Source organism: Actinomyces oris (assembly GCF_001937665.1).
GTDB classification, from domain to species: domain Bacteria; phylum Actinomycetota; class Actinomycetes; order Actinomycetales; family Actinomycetaceae; genus Actinomyces; species Actinomyces stomatis.
The window spans coordinates 1-13,196 of sequence record NZ_MSKL01000018.1 but is presented as its reverse complement, the minus strand read 5'-3'; the positions used below and the strand labels follow the sequence as shown (position 1 = coordinate 13,196).

General features: G+C 70.2%; 12 protein-coding genes. 10 read left to right on the top strand and 2 right to left on the bottom strand.

The window, feature by feature from the left end:
* Window positions 1-39: 39 nt before the first annotated feature.
* Both BKH28_RS07335 and BKH28_RS07330 read right to left on the bottom strand, forming a co-directional pair.
* Complete coding sequence (locus tag BKH28_RS07335; protein ID WP_075418187.1) at window positions 40-1,293, bottom strand: MFS transporter; 1,254 nt, start codon at window positions 1,291-1,293, stop codon at window positions 40-42.
* A gap of 87 nt (window positions 1,294-1,380) precedes the next feature.
* On the bottom strand, window positions 1,381-2,673 hold the full coding sequence (locus tag BKH28_RS07330) for a hypothetical protein (RefSeq protein WP_075418186.1): 1,293 nt from the start codon (window positions 2,671-2,673) through the stop codon (window positions 1,381-1,383).
* Between the two features lie 412 nt (window positions 2,674-3,085).
* Here BKH28_RS07330 and BKH28_RS07325 point away from each other — a divergent pair, with 412 nt between their 5' ends.
* The 10 genes from BKH28_RS07325 to BKH28_RS07280 form a co-directional block, all read left to right on the top strand.
* Window positions 3,086-3,952, top strand: coding sequence for a PP2C family protein-serine/threonine phosphatase (locus tag BKH28_RS07325; protein WP_075418185.1), 867 nt, complete (start codon window positions 3,086-3,088; stop codon window positions 3,950-3,952).
* Window positions 3,949-5,238, top strand: coding sequence for an FHA domain-containing protein (locus BKH28_RS07320; RefSeq protein WP_075418184.1), 1,290 nt, complete (start codon window positions 3,949-3,951; stop codon window positions 5,236-5,238). The genes BKH28_RS07325 and BKH28_RS07320 overlap by 4 nt, the downstream gene beginning before the upstream one ends.
* A gap of 102 nt (window positions 5,239-5,340) precedes the next feature.
* Window positions 5,341-6,174: a hypothetical protein gene (locus BKH28_RS07315; protein WP_075418183.1), complete on the top strand. Its 834-nt coding sequence runs from the start codon at window positions 5,341-5,343 to the stop codon at window positions 6,172-6,174.
* A 16-nt stretch (window positions 6,175-6,190) separates the two neighbouring features.
* Window positions 6,191-7,120: an LmeA family phospholipid-binding protein gene (locus BKH28_RS07310; RefSeq protein ID WP_075418182.1), complete on the top strand. Its 930-nt coding sequence runs from the start codon at window positions 6,191-6,193 to the stop codon at window positions 7,118-7,120.
* Window positions 7,121-7,332: 212 nt separating this feature from the next.
* On the top strand, window positions 7,333-8,655 hold the full coding sequence (locus BKH28_RS07305; protein ID WP_075418181.1) for an AAA family ATPase: 1,323 nt from the start codon (window positions 7,333-7,335) through the stop codon (window positions 8,653-8,655).
* A 23-nt stretch (window positions 8,656-8,678) separates the two neighbouring features.
* Window positions 8,679-9,683: a DUF58 domain-containing protein gene (locus tag BKH28_RS07300; protein ID WP_075418180.1), complete on the top strand. Its 1,005-nt coding sequence runs from the start codon at window positions 8,679-8,681 to the stop codon at window positions 9,681-9,683.
* Between the two features lie 3 nt (window positions 9,684-9,686).
* Entirely contained in the window at window positions 9,687-10,208 is a 522-nt protein-coding gene (locus BKH28_RS07295) for an alpha-amylase (protein ID WP_075418179.1), read from the top strand.
* Entirely contained in the window at window positions 10,202-11,299 is a 1,098-nt protein-coding gene (locus BKH28_RS07290; protein WP_075418178.1) for a vWA domain-containing protein, read from the top strand. The genes BKH28_RS07295 and BKH28_RS07290 overlap by 7 nt, the downstream gene beginning before the upstream one ends.
* Window positions 11,296-12,399 carry a vWA domain-containing protein gene (locus BKH28_RS07285; protein WP_075418177.1) on the top strand — a complete coding sequence of 368 codons (1,104 nt, stop codon included), beginning with the start codon at window positions 11,296-11,298 and terminating at the stop codon, window positions 12,397-12,399. The genes BKH28_RS07290 and BKH28_RS07285 overlap by 4 nt, the downstream gene beginning before the upstream one ends.
* Window positions 12,399-13,196: hypothetical protein (locus tag BKH28_RS07280; RefSeq protein WP_256695528.1), on the top strand; the 798-nt coding region annotated here is incomplete at its 3' end. The genes BKH28_RS07285 and BKH28_RS07280, both read left to right, overlap by 1 nt.

Sequence of the window (13,196 nt, the reverse complement as noted above, 5' to 3'; positions counted from 1 at the left end):
ACCAGGGGTGCCGGGAACCGAGTCGCCCGCCGAGGCGGCTCAGTGACCCCCCAGAGAACGGCTGGTCCGTGCCCGCCTGAGCGCGGGCAGCCCCAGAACGCCGACCATGACGGCGCCCCAGGCGAAGCCGGCCACCGCCAGGTACCCGGCGCGCGAGCCGCCGGCATCCGTGGCCTGCCCCGCCAGCAGGGACCCGACCGAGACCCCGATATTGAGCGCTGTGCTCACCCAGGCCAGGCCCTCGGTCAGCTGGGAGGGGGCCACCGTCACCTGCACGATGTTGTTGCCGCTGGTCAGGGTGGGGGCGATGGCCAGCCCCGTCAAGAGGGCCAGAACGGACAGCACCACCAGGCTCGGCGCGAAGCCGAAGGTCGAGGCGCCTACCGCGAGCCCCACCAGCCCGGCCATGAGCTGCTTCCACAGCGGCCACCCCCACGTGCGCGAGCCGTAGAGGAGAGCCGCCGCGAAGGAGCCCACGCCCCAGACGGCCAGGACGAGACCCGAGGCGGACTTGTGCCCGGCCTCGGTGGCGAAGGCCACCGCGGCGACGTCGTTGGCCCCGAACATGGCCCCCAGGATGAGGAAGACGATGGCGGTGGCCACCATGGCGCCGTAGCGCATCACCGGAGGATGCGCCGTGCCCTCCTGGGACTGCTCAGCGGCCTCAGCGGTGCGCCGCGGCCGTGGCGGGTGCGGCGCGGGCTCGGTGGCGCGCTGGCTGAGGAACCACAGCCCGCCGAACAGCTGCATCGCCACGCAGCTCACCCAGCCCGAGGTCACCGGCAGGAGCGGCGTCGTGCACAGGGCCGTGGCCAGTACCGGGCCGAGAATGAAGGCCACCTCGTCCAGGGCCGCCTCCAGGGAGAAGGCCGCGTGAACCTCCTCGGGGCGGGTGAGCATCGCCGTCCAGCGCGCCCGCACCAGTGAGCCCATGGAACCGGCCAACCCTCCCGCCAGGGCCGACAGAGCGGCCAGGAGTCCCAGGTTCGTGTGCATGGAGGCGGCGGCGACCAGCCCCACCAGGCTCAGGGATGACACGAGGATCGCAGGCAGCATGACCCGCGACTGGCCGTAGCGGTCGACGCACCGGGCAAGGATCGGCGCCCCGATAGCCATGGCCACGAAGTTCGCAGCGCTGACCAGGCCCGCGGCCGTGTAAGAGCCGTAGAGCTCCTCGACCGCCAGGATCGTGGCGATCCCCACCATGGACATGGGGAAACGCGCGATGAGCCCGGCACTGGTGAAGGAGCGGGCACCGGGGTGAATGAGAATCGTTCGGTAGGAGGTGGCCATGTCGGAAGCTGTGCGCTGCTGGAAGGTGGAAGGGAGAGGACAGGTCGGAGCCCCGGCGGGCGGGGCTCCGACCTCGAGTGAAACCGATCAGTTGTTGCCGTTGGTGGTGGAGACGACCTTCTCGCGGCTGAGAATGAAGCCCTGGCCGTTGACCTGGTTCCAGCACTGCATGCCGGAGCTGGTCGACTTGCAGGCGAAGGTGGAGTTCTTGGCGGAGGAGTCGTAGCTGAGGCTGACGCCCTTGGGGGTGAAGGTCGACCCGCAGCTCTGTCTGGACTTCCCATCCGTGCCGATCGTGACCGTCAGCGGCTTCGAGGACGGGCAGGAAGCGGTCGAGGCGTGCTCGTTGATGACGCAGGTGACGTCCTTATCCCCCAGGGTGCAGCTGATGTTGCCGCTGGGGGCGTCGAAGGCGGGCAGCTCCTGAGCATTGGGGGGTGCGGGCGCCTTGAGCGTGGGCGTCGCCGAGGCGCTCGGTGTGGCCGAGGCCTGGGAGGTGGCGGACTGGGAGGCCGAGGAGGCGCCGTCCTGGGCCGCGGCCTGGCCGCTGTCGGCAGGGGCCTCGGTGCTCGAGTCGGTGGCCGAGCCCTTACCGCTGCCGCCGGAGAGGTACCAGGTCGCCAGGAAGACCAGGACGGTGGCCACCAGGAGCGCCAGGATCAGCAGAATGCGGTTGGAGGTCAGAAAGGAGGAGGGGGGCTGAGAGTCGTCGTCCTCAGTGCCGACGCCGAAGACGCCGTCGTCGCTGGTCGCCGCGGGGGACTGCTGCACGGGAGCCGGAATGATCGTGCTCTGCGACTGGGAGACGTTCGCGGACTGCTGGAAGGTCTGCTGCAGGGCGGGCTGGGCCGGGCGGGCCGGCGACTGGGGGACGATCGTCTGGCCGGGGCGGAAGGTGGGGTCGGAGACGGTCGGGTCACCGTTGGCCAGGAAGCCGTCGACCTGCGTGTTCGCGCCGGCCGTGTTGAAGGTGCTCGGTGCGCTCGCGGCGCTCCTCGAGCTGGTGGCGGAGATCGCAGAGGCCCCGGAGGCCGCGCTGCCGGACTGGAGTGAACGGGGCAGGGTCACCTGAGTGGGGGCCTCGGAGGACCTGGCCGACGACGCGCTCGGCTGGGCGCCGGGGGGCGAGACCACCGCCAGCTGTGGCGACGTCTGTGACGACTGCGCTGCCTGGGGCTGGTTGTTGCGAGAGGCCAGGGCCGCGTCGACCGCGGGGTCGCCCAGGGTTCCCAGCCACTCCAGGAGGGCGGGATAGGTGCGTGGGTTGGCGGCGATGTAGGGGCGCAGGCCGGGATAGTTCTGCGCCAGCTGGTGGAGGGTCTCCAACTCTGCGTTGGGATCCTGCGCTCGCGCGACAAGCTCGTCCTTGGCCTGAGACATGCTGGGTCCTTCGAGGGTCGGGAAACGACGTCGTTCCAGGTTGTGACCGGCACCTGGGGTCGTCGTGGGTCGGGTCTCGGGCCGCCCGTGGTACCGAGTCTGGGAACGCGGTACCACGTCAGCGGCTTATGGGTCGGTCAGCCGGCCACGCTGGAAGACTACCTGAGGACACCGTCGTTCCGACTGCCTGACGGGTCACGGCCGCAGCTTGTCAGTGTCGGTCGACCGCGGACGGTCGCCGATGACGGCTGTGGTGGGGGCCCGGTTGGTGGGCGGACCGGGAACCGGCGCTGTTCGCCTTCGGCTCGGTGTGGGCTCCCGCATGGTGAAATGCGGGCGGTGGTGCGGTGGTTCCGGACCGGGTGCTGGGGTTTACTAGGGGAGTGCAAGCGACGCAAGGGAAAGGGAGACGATGAGCGAGCACGTTCGTGCTGACGCCGATGCCATCGTGATCCGCAGTGAAGACGGTGTCAGGGCCTCGGAGGTCGTTGTCGGTGCGGCCACTGACGTGGGGCGCCTGCGGACGATCAACGAGGACGGTTACCTCGCCATCGCTCCGGCCTTCGTCGTCGTCGACGGCATGGGTGGGCATGCCGCCGGCCGTATGGCCACGCAGGTGGCCCTCGACTCCCTCTACTCACTGGCCGGGGCGACGGTCACCGACGTCGACACGGTGGTCCGCGCGGTGAAGGCCGCCCAGGAGGCGATCGTCGCCATCCCGTCCCACGCCGCCTACCTGCCCGGTGCGACGATCGCCGGCGTCATCCTGGCCTGGATGGAGGACGAGCAGGGGGTGAGGCGTCCGACCTGGGTCATCTTCAACATCGGGGACGCCCGGGTCTACCTGCTGCGCGACGACATGCTCTCCCAGGTCACCCGTGACCACTCCCGGGTCCAGATCCTCATTGAGACCGGTGAGCTCACGCCCGAGCAGGCGCGCCGCGACCCCCGCCGCAACGTCGTCACCCGGGCTCTGGGCGGGGGCATCGCCGACTCCGCCGTCCCGGATCTCTACAGCGTTCCGGTATCTGCCGGAGACCGGCTCCTGATCTGCTCCGACGGCCTCAGTGACGAGCTCGACGACGAGGCCATCGCCACCGTGCTGGCGGCCGGTTACACGGCGCAGCGCACGGCCGAGCTCCTCGTGGCCGCCTCCCTGGAAGGCGGAGGGCATGACAACACCACCGCCGTCGTCGTCGACTCCCTCCAGGTGCCGACCTGTCTGCCGGAGGCTCCCGCAGCCGCCCCCGGCGGTGTGAGCGCACAGGGGGCTCAGTGACGGCCTCCCCGATCCCCTCCCCGTCCCTGCCGGGTGAGCGCGTTCCGCTGCCCGAGGGGCTGACGCGCCTGTCGGACGGAGCTCTGCGGGTCGACGGTGTTGACGGGGTCGCCGTCATCAACCCGGCCACCGGCTCTGATTCCTGTGCCGTCTCTGTTGAGACGGGGCTCCGGGTTCTTCAGGCCCTGGGAGGCACCTACCTGCCGACGGTGGGGCCGACGGCGTCGGAGGCCCCGACCGCGCAGTCCCCGCAGACTGCGGGGACCTCGCAGGTCGCGGCGCCACGGAGCTCGGATCCGAGGTCCACGGCGCCGGGCTCCACCGGTATCGTCCCGGCGGAGCCCAGCGACGAGACCACGCTGCTCACGCCGATCACCCCGGTCGCCCAGTCGCCGCAGGAGGAGGTCCAGGAACCCCTGGAGACACCGTCTCCCGCGAAGGCCGACAGCCCCGCGGACTCGGCTCCCGAGCTGCTGGAGACCGGCGTCTGGGAGGACCCCGACGACTCCTTCGAGTCTCCGGACCAGCAGGGCTCGGACGCCACTGCGGAGGGCTCCGACACCGGTGACATGAGCACGTTCCCGGACTACCCCGAGCCGGAGCCCGGATCGGGGCGTCGGCGCCGGGGCTCCCACCGCGCCCCCACGGCCCCCTCGGCGAGCTCGGGCGGCAGCCCGACGGCCAACACCCCCACCGCGCCGGACAACTCCAAGAGCAAGCAGCCCCAGCCCGTACGGGCGCCCCAGCCGCTGGAGGCCCTGCCCAACACGGAGGTCGTCTCCGCCTCCGAGGCCGCTCTCATCGCAGCGCCGCCCGTGCGGGCCTCGATCTGCCCCCAGGGGCATGCCAACCCGCCCGAGATCCTGGAGTGCCTGATCTGCCGCCAGCCCCTGACGGGAGTGTTCTCCTATGTGCGCCGGCCGGCTCTGGCCACACTGACCCTGTCGACCGGTGCCGCCGTCGAGGTGGCCGGAGACGTCGTTGTCGGACGCGCCCCCCAGGTGCAGACCGGGGGCGACCCGCACATCGTGGCCCTGGTCGCGGTGCCCAGCCCGCAGCACATGGTGTCGCGCTCCCACCTCCTGCTGACGATCTCGGGGTGGAGCATCCTGGCCCAGGATCTCAACTCATCCAACGGCACGGTCCTGGCGCGCCCCGGTGCGACGCCGGTCCTGCTGGGGTCGGGAATGCCGACGCCGGTCTTCATGGGGGACCTGATGGATGTCGGCGACGGGGTGACGCTCCGTATTGATCCGCCGTCATGGCTGAGGTTCCGTAGTGGCTGAGGTCACGGTCCGTGTGGCACTGCTTCGCCGGTGCGGATCCGGGTTCTCAGCAAGACTGGACCCGGGTGCCGATCATGAACCGGGACTGTGGAAGGAGAATTCATGAGCGACCTGACGTGGACGGAGATGCCAGAGGTCAATCCGGAGCAGCCCGATGAGCTCGTCCTGGACTTCTCCGGTGAGATCTACCGGGTCGCCCCGGCCGACACCTTCGTCATCGGTCGAGGCGGAGACCTCGACATCGACGACAACCCCTACCTCCACCGCCGCTTCCTGGTCTTCGCCCACGCCGAGAACCTCTGGTGGATCGCCAACGAGGGGTCGCGGTTGTCGGCCACCCTGACCGACGGCGAGGGGCTGGTCCAGTCGCGGCTGGCTCCGGGAGCCCGCATGCCGCTGGTCTTCCCGAGGGTCATCCTCACCTTCTCCGCCGGCCCGACCACCTACGAGATCAACCTCATCACCTCCGGGGAGGACCGTTTCTCCGGGATCGACGGCGTGCGTCAGTCCTCGGGACAGACCACCATCGGGGTGACCCCGATGACCCGCTCCCAGCTGCTGCTCGTCCTGGCGCTGTCCGAGCCGGTGCTCAAACGGGCCGGGACCGGGGCCGCCGAGATCCCCTCCTCCGCAGCGGCCGCGGCGCGCCTGGGCTGGCCGCTGACCAAGTTCAACCGCAAGCTCGACAACGTCTGCGAGAAGCTCGATCGGGTGGGGGTGCGCGGGCTGCGCGGCGGCCGCGTGGCCGGAGCCGCCTCCAACCGGCGTACCGCCCTGGTGGAGCACGCCGTGTCCACCCTCATGGTCACCGCCGAGGACCTCTACATGCTCGATGAGGAGCTGGCCGCCAACCAGGCCCCCGCCGACCAGACGGCCGAGCGCTCGGTGAGCACCGCCCCGGTGGCCCAGAGCTCGCCGTCGGCGCCGAGGCGATGACGTGACGCGAGGAGAGATGAACGACCGGAGTAACACCGACTCGCCCGAGGAGCCGGAGGAGGCCGCTGAGTACATCGCTGAGGAGACCTCCCCTGACAGGACGTTCCTCGACGAGGTTCTCGTGGGTGGCCCCGAGGAGGACGACTTCTCGGAGGAGGACTCCTCTGAGGACTACCGCCCCCGTCCTGCCCGACGACGTCGCGTGCGACGATGGCTGGCGGTCCTGGTGGTGCTCGTCGTCATCGTGAGCGCCGGGGCCGTCGGGACGGAGTACCTCGTGCGCGGGCAGGTCGACGCCGCGGTGCGCTCCGCCCTGCCGGGGCTCAGCCCGGACGCCCGGATCACCACCAGGGGAATCGTTCTGCGTCAGATCGTCGGCGGCTCGCTGGACAGTCTGAGCGTTGACTCCCCGAGCCTGAAGATCACCTCCAAGGGCCAGGGCGGCACCTCGGTCACGCTCAGTGACGTCGACGTCGATCTCAGCCGCATCAGCCTGCACAAGCCCTACCCGACTGACACGGTGACGGCGTCGGGCACCATCAGCTGGGAGCAGGTGGCCGCGCTCGCCGCCGTGTCGCACCCGAAGCTGCAGGGCGTCACCCTTCAGGCCAAGCGCACCGGGACGAGCACTCAGGATCCGGGGGTCATCCAGGCCTCGATGTCCCTGCTCGGTCTGGGCGGTGAGGCTGAGATCGTTCCGTCGTTGGGCGCCGACGGCAGCCTGGTCCTGACCGTCACCTCCACCCGGATGGGTGGGGAGAACGCCGGCGTTGACGTCGCCACGGATGACAGCAGCATGCTCAGCTACATCGGGCTGGACTCCCGGCAGATCACGATCCCCGCGAGCTCCCTGCCGCCGGGGCTGCGTCCGACCAGCGCCATCGTCACCAATGACGGGCTCCGCCTGAGCATGGCCGGGAACCGGGTGAACCTCGGCCAGCTCTGATCCCGGGGTCCGGCCCCATGACGATTCGTCTCACATTTCCTTCAAAGCGGTGCGAGTTCGGTGAAAAGTGGGCTCCTGCCGGGGCTGTGGGGAGGACTTCCTCTCTGCTCGTACCCCAGGTGGCCCCGGCTCGTATAGCCTGCCGATGCGTCGCCTATCCAGGCGCGAGCACGTGGCGCGAGGAATCAAGCCAGAACTGAGCGAGGAGAACCATGAGCATGCAGCCCGAGCACCGTGCCCAACCCGGCAGTCAGCCGGGCGGCTGGGGCAGTGGCCAGCCGGCCGGGCAACCGGCGGCCCGTCAGGCCGGTCAGCCCGTCGGGTCCTCCGTGGGGCAGGGGGTCCCGGCCTCGGGCCAGCAGCCGCCCTCGTTCCCGCCTCAGATCGACCCGAAGAGCTCGGGGGCCCCCACCGTGCCGCCCGCATCATCCAGGGTGACGGTTCCCGGCTATCCCTCGGGACCGGCGGCGCCGGCGGAGGAGAAGGTCGACACCGGTCCTCTGCCCTCCCGTGAGACGCTGCGCCGCGAGGCCCAGGCCGCCTCCAGCCGCCGCGGCGCCGGGGACGCCGACGTCGAACGCGCCGCTGAGCTGCTGACGTCCGTGGCCAACATCTTCTCCCAGCGTGTCGTCGGTCAGGAGCAGCTGCGCACGGCCCTGGTGACCGCCCTCATGTCCAGCGGCCACATCCTGCTGGAGTCGGTGCCCGGTCTGGCCAAGACCACCGCCGCCCAGACGCTGGCCTCCGCCGTCTCCGGCTCCTTCCGGCGCATCCAGTGCACTCCTGACCTCATGCCCAACGACATCGTGGGCACCCAGATCCTCAACTCCTCCACCGGCGAGATGACCACCCAGCTGGGGCCGGTCCACGCCAACATCGTCCTGCTCGACGAGATCAACCGCTCCAGCGCCAAGACCCAGTCGGCCATGCTCGAGGCCATGCAGGAGCGTCAGACCTCCATCGGTGGAGTCGTCTACCCGCTGCCCCACCCCTTCATGGTCCTGGCCACCCAGAACCCCATCGAGGAGGAGGGCACCTACGTCCTGCCCGAGGCGCAGATGGACCGCTTCCTCATGAAGGAGGTGCTCACCTACCCCAGGCCCTCGGAGGAGGCCGACGTCCTGGACCGCATCTCCAACGGCACCTTCGACCAGCCCGTCACCGGACGGCCCATCTCCACCGACGACGTCGAGTGGCTTCAGCGCACCGCCGAGCGGGTCTACGTCGACCCCGTCATCAAGCAGTACATCGTCGCCCTCATCAACACCTCCCGCGGCGGAGGCCCGCGGCCCGTGCCCGGCCTGGACCGGCAGGTGCGTGTGGGGGCCTCCCCCCGTGGAGGCATCGCGCTCATGAAGGTGGCCCAGGCCGTCGCCCTCCAGGAGGGGCGCACCTACGTCATTCCCGACGACGTCCGCCTGCTTCGCCACGGGGTGCTGCGCCACCGCCTGGTGCTCACCTATGACGCCCTGGCCGACGGGGTCGCGCCCGAGGCGATCATCGACGCCATCTTCGCGGCCGTCCCCACGCCCTGAGCCCGGTGGGGACCAGCTGCACGATGAGCACGGAGGTACATGGCGCTCCCGGGGCGCCCGAGTCCGATTCCGGCGACGGCCGGCGCGGTTCACGGATCGAGCGTCTGCGCGCGGCGCTGAGCCTGCCGACCCTGCGTCGCGCCACGGGGCTGCTCGACGGGCGCCACAAGTCGGTGTTCGTCGGGCGCGGGCAGGACTTCGACGATATGTCCTTCTACCGACCCGGCGACGACATCTCCGACATCGACTGGAAGTCCTCGGCCCGCCTGGGGCAGCCGGTCATCAAGCGCTACCAGCGTGAGTCCATGATGCCCATGGTGCTGGCTGTGGACACCGGCCGGACCATGGCGGCGATGACCCCCTCAGGGGAGGACAAGCGCGACCTGGCCCTGGGGGTCGCGGAGGTCTTCGCCTACCTGGCTCGGATGCGGGGGGACTCGGTGGCGCTCGTGGCCGGTGACGCCGGCCGGACGATCTCGCGCCCGGCCCGTTCCGGGGCCAAGCACGTCGAGACCCTGCTGGCGTTGCTGGCCCGCACCTACGAGGACCTCGACGTCCCCGTCGAGGGGGCTCCTCCCGGTGTCTTCGAGCTGGCCCCCGGGGCGCCTCCTTCCAGCCTTCCGCGCCTCATGGAGCGGGTGAGCACCTGGCACCGTCGACGCAGCCTGGTCATTCTCATCACCGACACCGCCCACCCCGGCCCCGATGCCGCGACCTGGTTGCGGCGCCTGTCGATCCAGCACGAGATGATCGTCGTCCAGATCGAGGACGACGACCCGCTGCGCCCGGACGGCGGCCGCGGGCGGGATGTCGACCTGCCCTTCGAGATCCCCGCCTTCCTGCGCTCCGACAAGTACCTGGCCGCCCAGGCGGCCGTGGTGCGCGAGCAGTGGCGCGCCACCGTCGAGCAGGTGCTCGACGCCCGGCACCTGGAGTACGGCGTCGTCTCCTCCGAGGAGACGCTCATCGACTCCATCGCCGAGCTCCTCCAGCGTGAGCGCGCCGCCGTGGCCAGAGGGAGGCGGTGACCCATGCAGATCATGCCCCCGGTTCTCATGCCGATATGGATGGTCATCGTCGTGGTCGTCCTCCTCCTCCTGGTGACCGCCTGGCTGCTGCGGACCTTCCTGGTGACTCGTCGCGACACCTCCCAGCAGGTCGGAGACATCCCCATGGCGCCGCGTGAGCGCCGCCAGTGGGGTGAGCGTCTCGGCGAGATCTCCCAGCGCTGGGATGCCGGTGAGCTGGACCTGCGTGAGCTGCACCTGGAGCTGGCGGCGCTGCTGCGCGGCTTCGCCGAGGCCCGCAGTGGTGAGGAGATCACCACCGCCACGGTCTCGGAGATCCTCGACATGGCCGCAACCGCCGGGCCGCGTTCGGTGGAGGAGCGTCGGCGCAGCGTGCGCGCGGCAGGACGTCCCCTGGACGCCAACCCGCTGGGGCACGTCGGCGAGCTGCTCGCCGTGTGGGAGCAGCCCTCTTTCGACCGTGAGCCGCAGGCCGCCGCTCAGGAGGCCCTCACCCACGCCAGGGAGGTGGTCACCCAGTGGTGATGCTCTGGTTGTTCATCGTTCTCGTCGTCATCGCCGTGGCGGCGGTCATCGCGGTCCTCGTCATCGACCGCCGCTCCGGCACGGGCCCCAAGCGGTTCCAGCCGCCCTGGAGACGCCGGGGGGCGGAACAGGTTGGCGAGCCTCCGCGTCGCCTGGCCAACTCGGCGAGCCTGTTCCAGCTGCCGGCGGTGCGCCAACGCATCCGGGCTCAGCGCTGGCTGCACGCGCTCCTGGCGGTGATGCTGGTCTCGGCCCTGCTGAGCGCCGCCGCCATCGCCGGTCGGCCCGTGCGGGTCTCCCAGCGCTCCGACGCCCTGGCCAACCGTGACATCGTCCTGTGCCTGGACGTGTCGACGTCGATGGTCAGGATCGACTCCTCGGTCCTGACGACCTTCTCCGAGATCCTGGAGGACTTCGACGGCGAGCGGGTGGGGCTCGTGGCCTGGAACTCGGCCGCGCAGACCATCGTCCCGCTCACGGACGACTACGAGCTGCTGCGTGAGCAGCTGCAGGAGCTGGGCGACGTGCTGGACATCAACCCGAAGAATGTCACCCTGAAGCAGCAGCGCGACTACGAGAGGGCCTTCGGCGGCACGTTGACCACCGGCGTCAACGGCTCCTCCCTGGCCGGTGACGGGCTCGCCTCCTGCGCCCAGGCCTTCGACAACCAGGGGCTGGATCGCTCCCGCTCCATCATCCTGGCCACCGACAACCAGGTCATCGACCCCGACAAGGAGCAGATCTACCCCCTGCCCGATGCCGTCAAGCTCCTGAACGAGCGCAAGATCCGCCTGTTCTCCATCTACGGCGCCGACGATGAGCAGGACTACCAGAACCTGCTCGACAAGACTCCCGAGGAGTCCCGTGAGGAGCTCAAGACCGTCACTGAGGGGCAGGGCAAGGGACGCTTCTACGACGTCGAGGACTCCGGCACCGGGGGAGAGATCGTCAAGGAGCTGGAGAAGACCGAGGTCTCCGCGCTCGGAGGCCGGAAGCAGACCCGTCGCACCGACACCCCGCAGCGGCTCGTCATCACGCTCTCACTGGTGCTTCTGGGCTACCTGGGACTGACCACCTGGAGGCGAGCATGAAGCCGGTTCCGATCATCGGGGACTTCGCGTTCATCCCGGTCACCTGGTGGATCCTCGTCCTGCTCGTGGCGGCCGCCCTGGCGGGGCTGCTCGCCATCTCCCGACGACGCCTGGTCCGTGACGACGCCGAGCCGTCCGCCCGCCGGGCCTGGTGGAGGCGCCTGGCCATCGTCGTCGTCATCGTGCTGGCGCTGGCGGGGCCGGCGATCCGCGGCAGCGAGGCCATCAGCGTCTCCAACGTGGAGATCTACATGGTGGTGGACCGCACCGGGTCCATGGCCGCGGAGGACTACCAGGGCAAAGGACCCGAAGGCATCGACCAGTCGGCCTCCACCAGGCTCGACGGCGTGCGGGCGGACATGCGCGCCATCCGCGAGGCCTTCCCGGACTCCAGGTTCTCCATCATCGCCCTAGACAACACCGCGGCCAGGGAGCTGCCGCTGACCCACGACACCAACGCCGTCGACGCCTGGATCGGCTCCTTCAAGCAGGAGGTCACGGGCCACGCCACCGGCTCCTCGCTGGAGGTGGCGCTTCCGCTGCTGGGGGAGTCGCTGGCGCAGTCGCGCCAGTCCGACCCCAAGGACATCCGCCTCGTCTACATCTTCTCCGACGGCGAGGCCACTGATGAGGGGCGCGGCGCTCTGGCGGCCGACAGCGCCGGCATCTCCTGGCAGTCACTGGCCGGCGTCGTCGACGGCGGCGCGGTGCTGGGCTACGGCTCCACCGAGGGCGGGAAGATGCGCAGCTACGACGGCTCGCCGTCCACCGGCGAGCACACCCAGTCCGACTACATCACCGACGGCCAGGGCGGGCAGCCCGGGGTGTCGAAGATCGACGCCGACGAGCTCCAGAGCGTGGCCAAGGACATGGGACTGCCCTACTTCCACCGCACCGGCGGGTCGGGTGATGACCCGACGAGCAAGTTCACCAACCTCGACATCGAGGCCGTCTCCTCCGACGGGCGGACCAAGACCAACAGCCGGGTGTACCTGACCTGGCCCCTGGGACTCATCGCCTTCGGTCTGCTGCTGTGGGAGATCATCGATCTCATGCGAGCCGACCGTCGCCTGCGTCTTCTCATGGGAAGGGGAAGATGATGACGATAGGAAACAGCCCCGGTGAGGTCCCCGGGCAGGGGCGGAGCGGGATGCAGCCCGGCGCCGCCGACGGTGCGCAGGGTGCGCCAGGAGTCGACGGCGTCCCCTCGGAGCAGGAGGTCGACTACCTGCGGGAGTCGGACTCGAATGACGGGGCCTCCTCACCGGACCCCTCGGCTCCGGAGGATCCCCTGCGGCGAGAGGCGCGCCTCAAACGGCGCCGTCGGCTCCTGGCGATCGGTGGGGTGCCCGCCGCGCTGGCCACCATCGTCTCCCTGTGGCTCGGGTCGATCTTCCTCATCTCCCTGGCCGGAAACCGTGCCGCTGCAGCCGGCCACTACGACACGGCACTGTCGCGCTACCGGACGGTCGCCACGATCAACCCCTGGCTGGAGCAGTGGCGCGTCCACTTCAACCTGGGAACCGGTCAGCTCGCCGCGAAGGACCCGACCTCCGCGGTCACCACCCTCAACCAGGCTCTCAGTGAGGCCCCCAAGGCCGAGGTCGACTCGAAGACCAAGACGAAGGAGGCCGGCTCCCCGGAATGCATGGTGCGCACCAACCTGTACGTCGCCCACGTCACACTGGCGGCCCAGGCTCAGGAGAGTGGAAGCTCCTCGGCGGTGACCGAGCACATCGAGGCGGCCAAGAAGGCGGCCGACGCCTGCGAGGTGCCGCCCCCGCCCCAGCAGAATCCCTCCCCGAGTCCGACACCCTCGGCCACGCCCAGCAGCAACCCGAGCTCGAACCCGTCGTCGCAGCCCAGCAGTGACCCCAGCTCGAGCCCGTCGTCGCAG

Excerpts from the sequence above, each read along its gene's own strand:
- BKH28_RS07335 (WP_075418187.1), bottom strand. The coding sequence starts at position 1,293 with ATGGCCACCTCCTACCGAACGATTCTCATTCACCCCGGTGCCCGCTCC.
- BKH28_RS07305 (WP_075418181.1), top strand. The coding sequence starts at position 7,333 with ATGAGCATGCAGCCCGAGCACCGTGCCCAACCCGGCAGTCAGCCGGGC.
- BKH28_RS07310 (WP_075418182.1), top strand. The coding sequence starts at position 6,191 with ATGAACGACCGGAGTAACACCGACTCGCCCGAGGAGCCGGAGGAGGCC.
- BKH28_RS07300 (WP_075418180.1), top strand. The coding sequence starts at position 8,679 with ATGAGCACGGAGGTACATGGCGCTCCCGGGGCGCCCGAGTCCGATTCC.
- BKH28_RS07295 (WP_075418179.1), top strand. The coding sequence starts at position 9,687 with ATGCAGATCATGCCCCCGGTTCTCATGCCGATATGGATGGTCATCGTC.
- BKH28_RS07285 (WP_075418177.1), top strand. The coding sequence starts at position 11,296 with ATGAAGCCGGTTCCGATCATCGGGGACTTCGCGTTCATCCCGGTCACC.
- BKH28_RS07315 (WP_075418183.1), top strand. The coding sequence starts at position 5,341 with ATGAGCGACCTGACGTGGACGGAGATGCCAGAGGTCAATCCGGAGCAG.
- BKH28_RS07330 (WP_075418186.1), bottom strand. The coding sequence starts at position 2,673 with ATGTCTCAGGCCAAGGACGAGCTTGTCGCGCGAGCGCAGGATCCCAAC.
- BKH28_RS07325 (WP_075418185.1), top strand. The coding sequence starts at position 3,086 with ATGAGCGAGCACGTTCGTGCTGACGCCGATGCCATCGTGATCCGCAGT.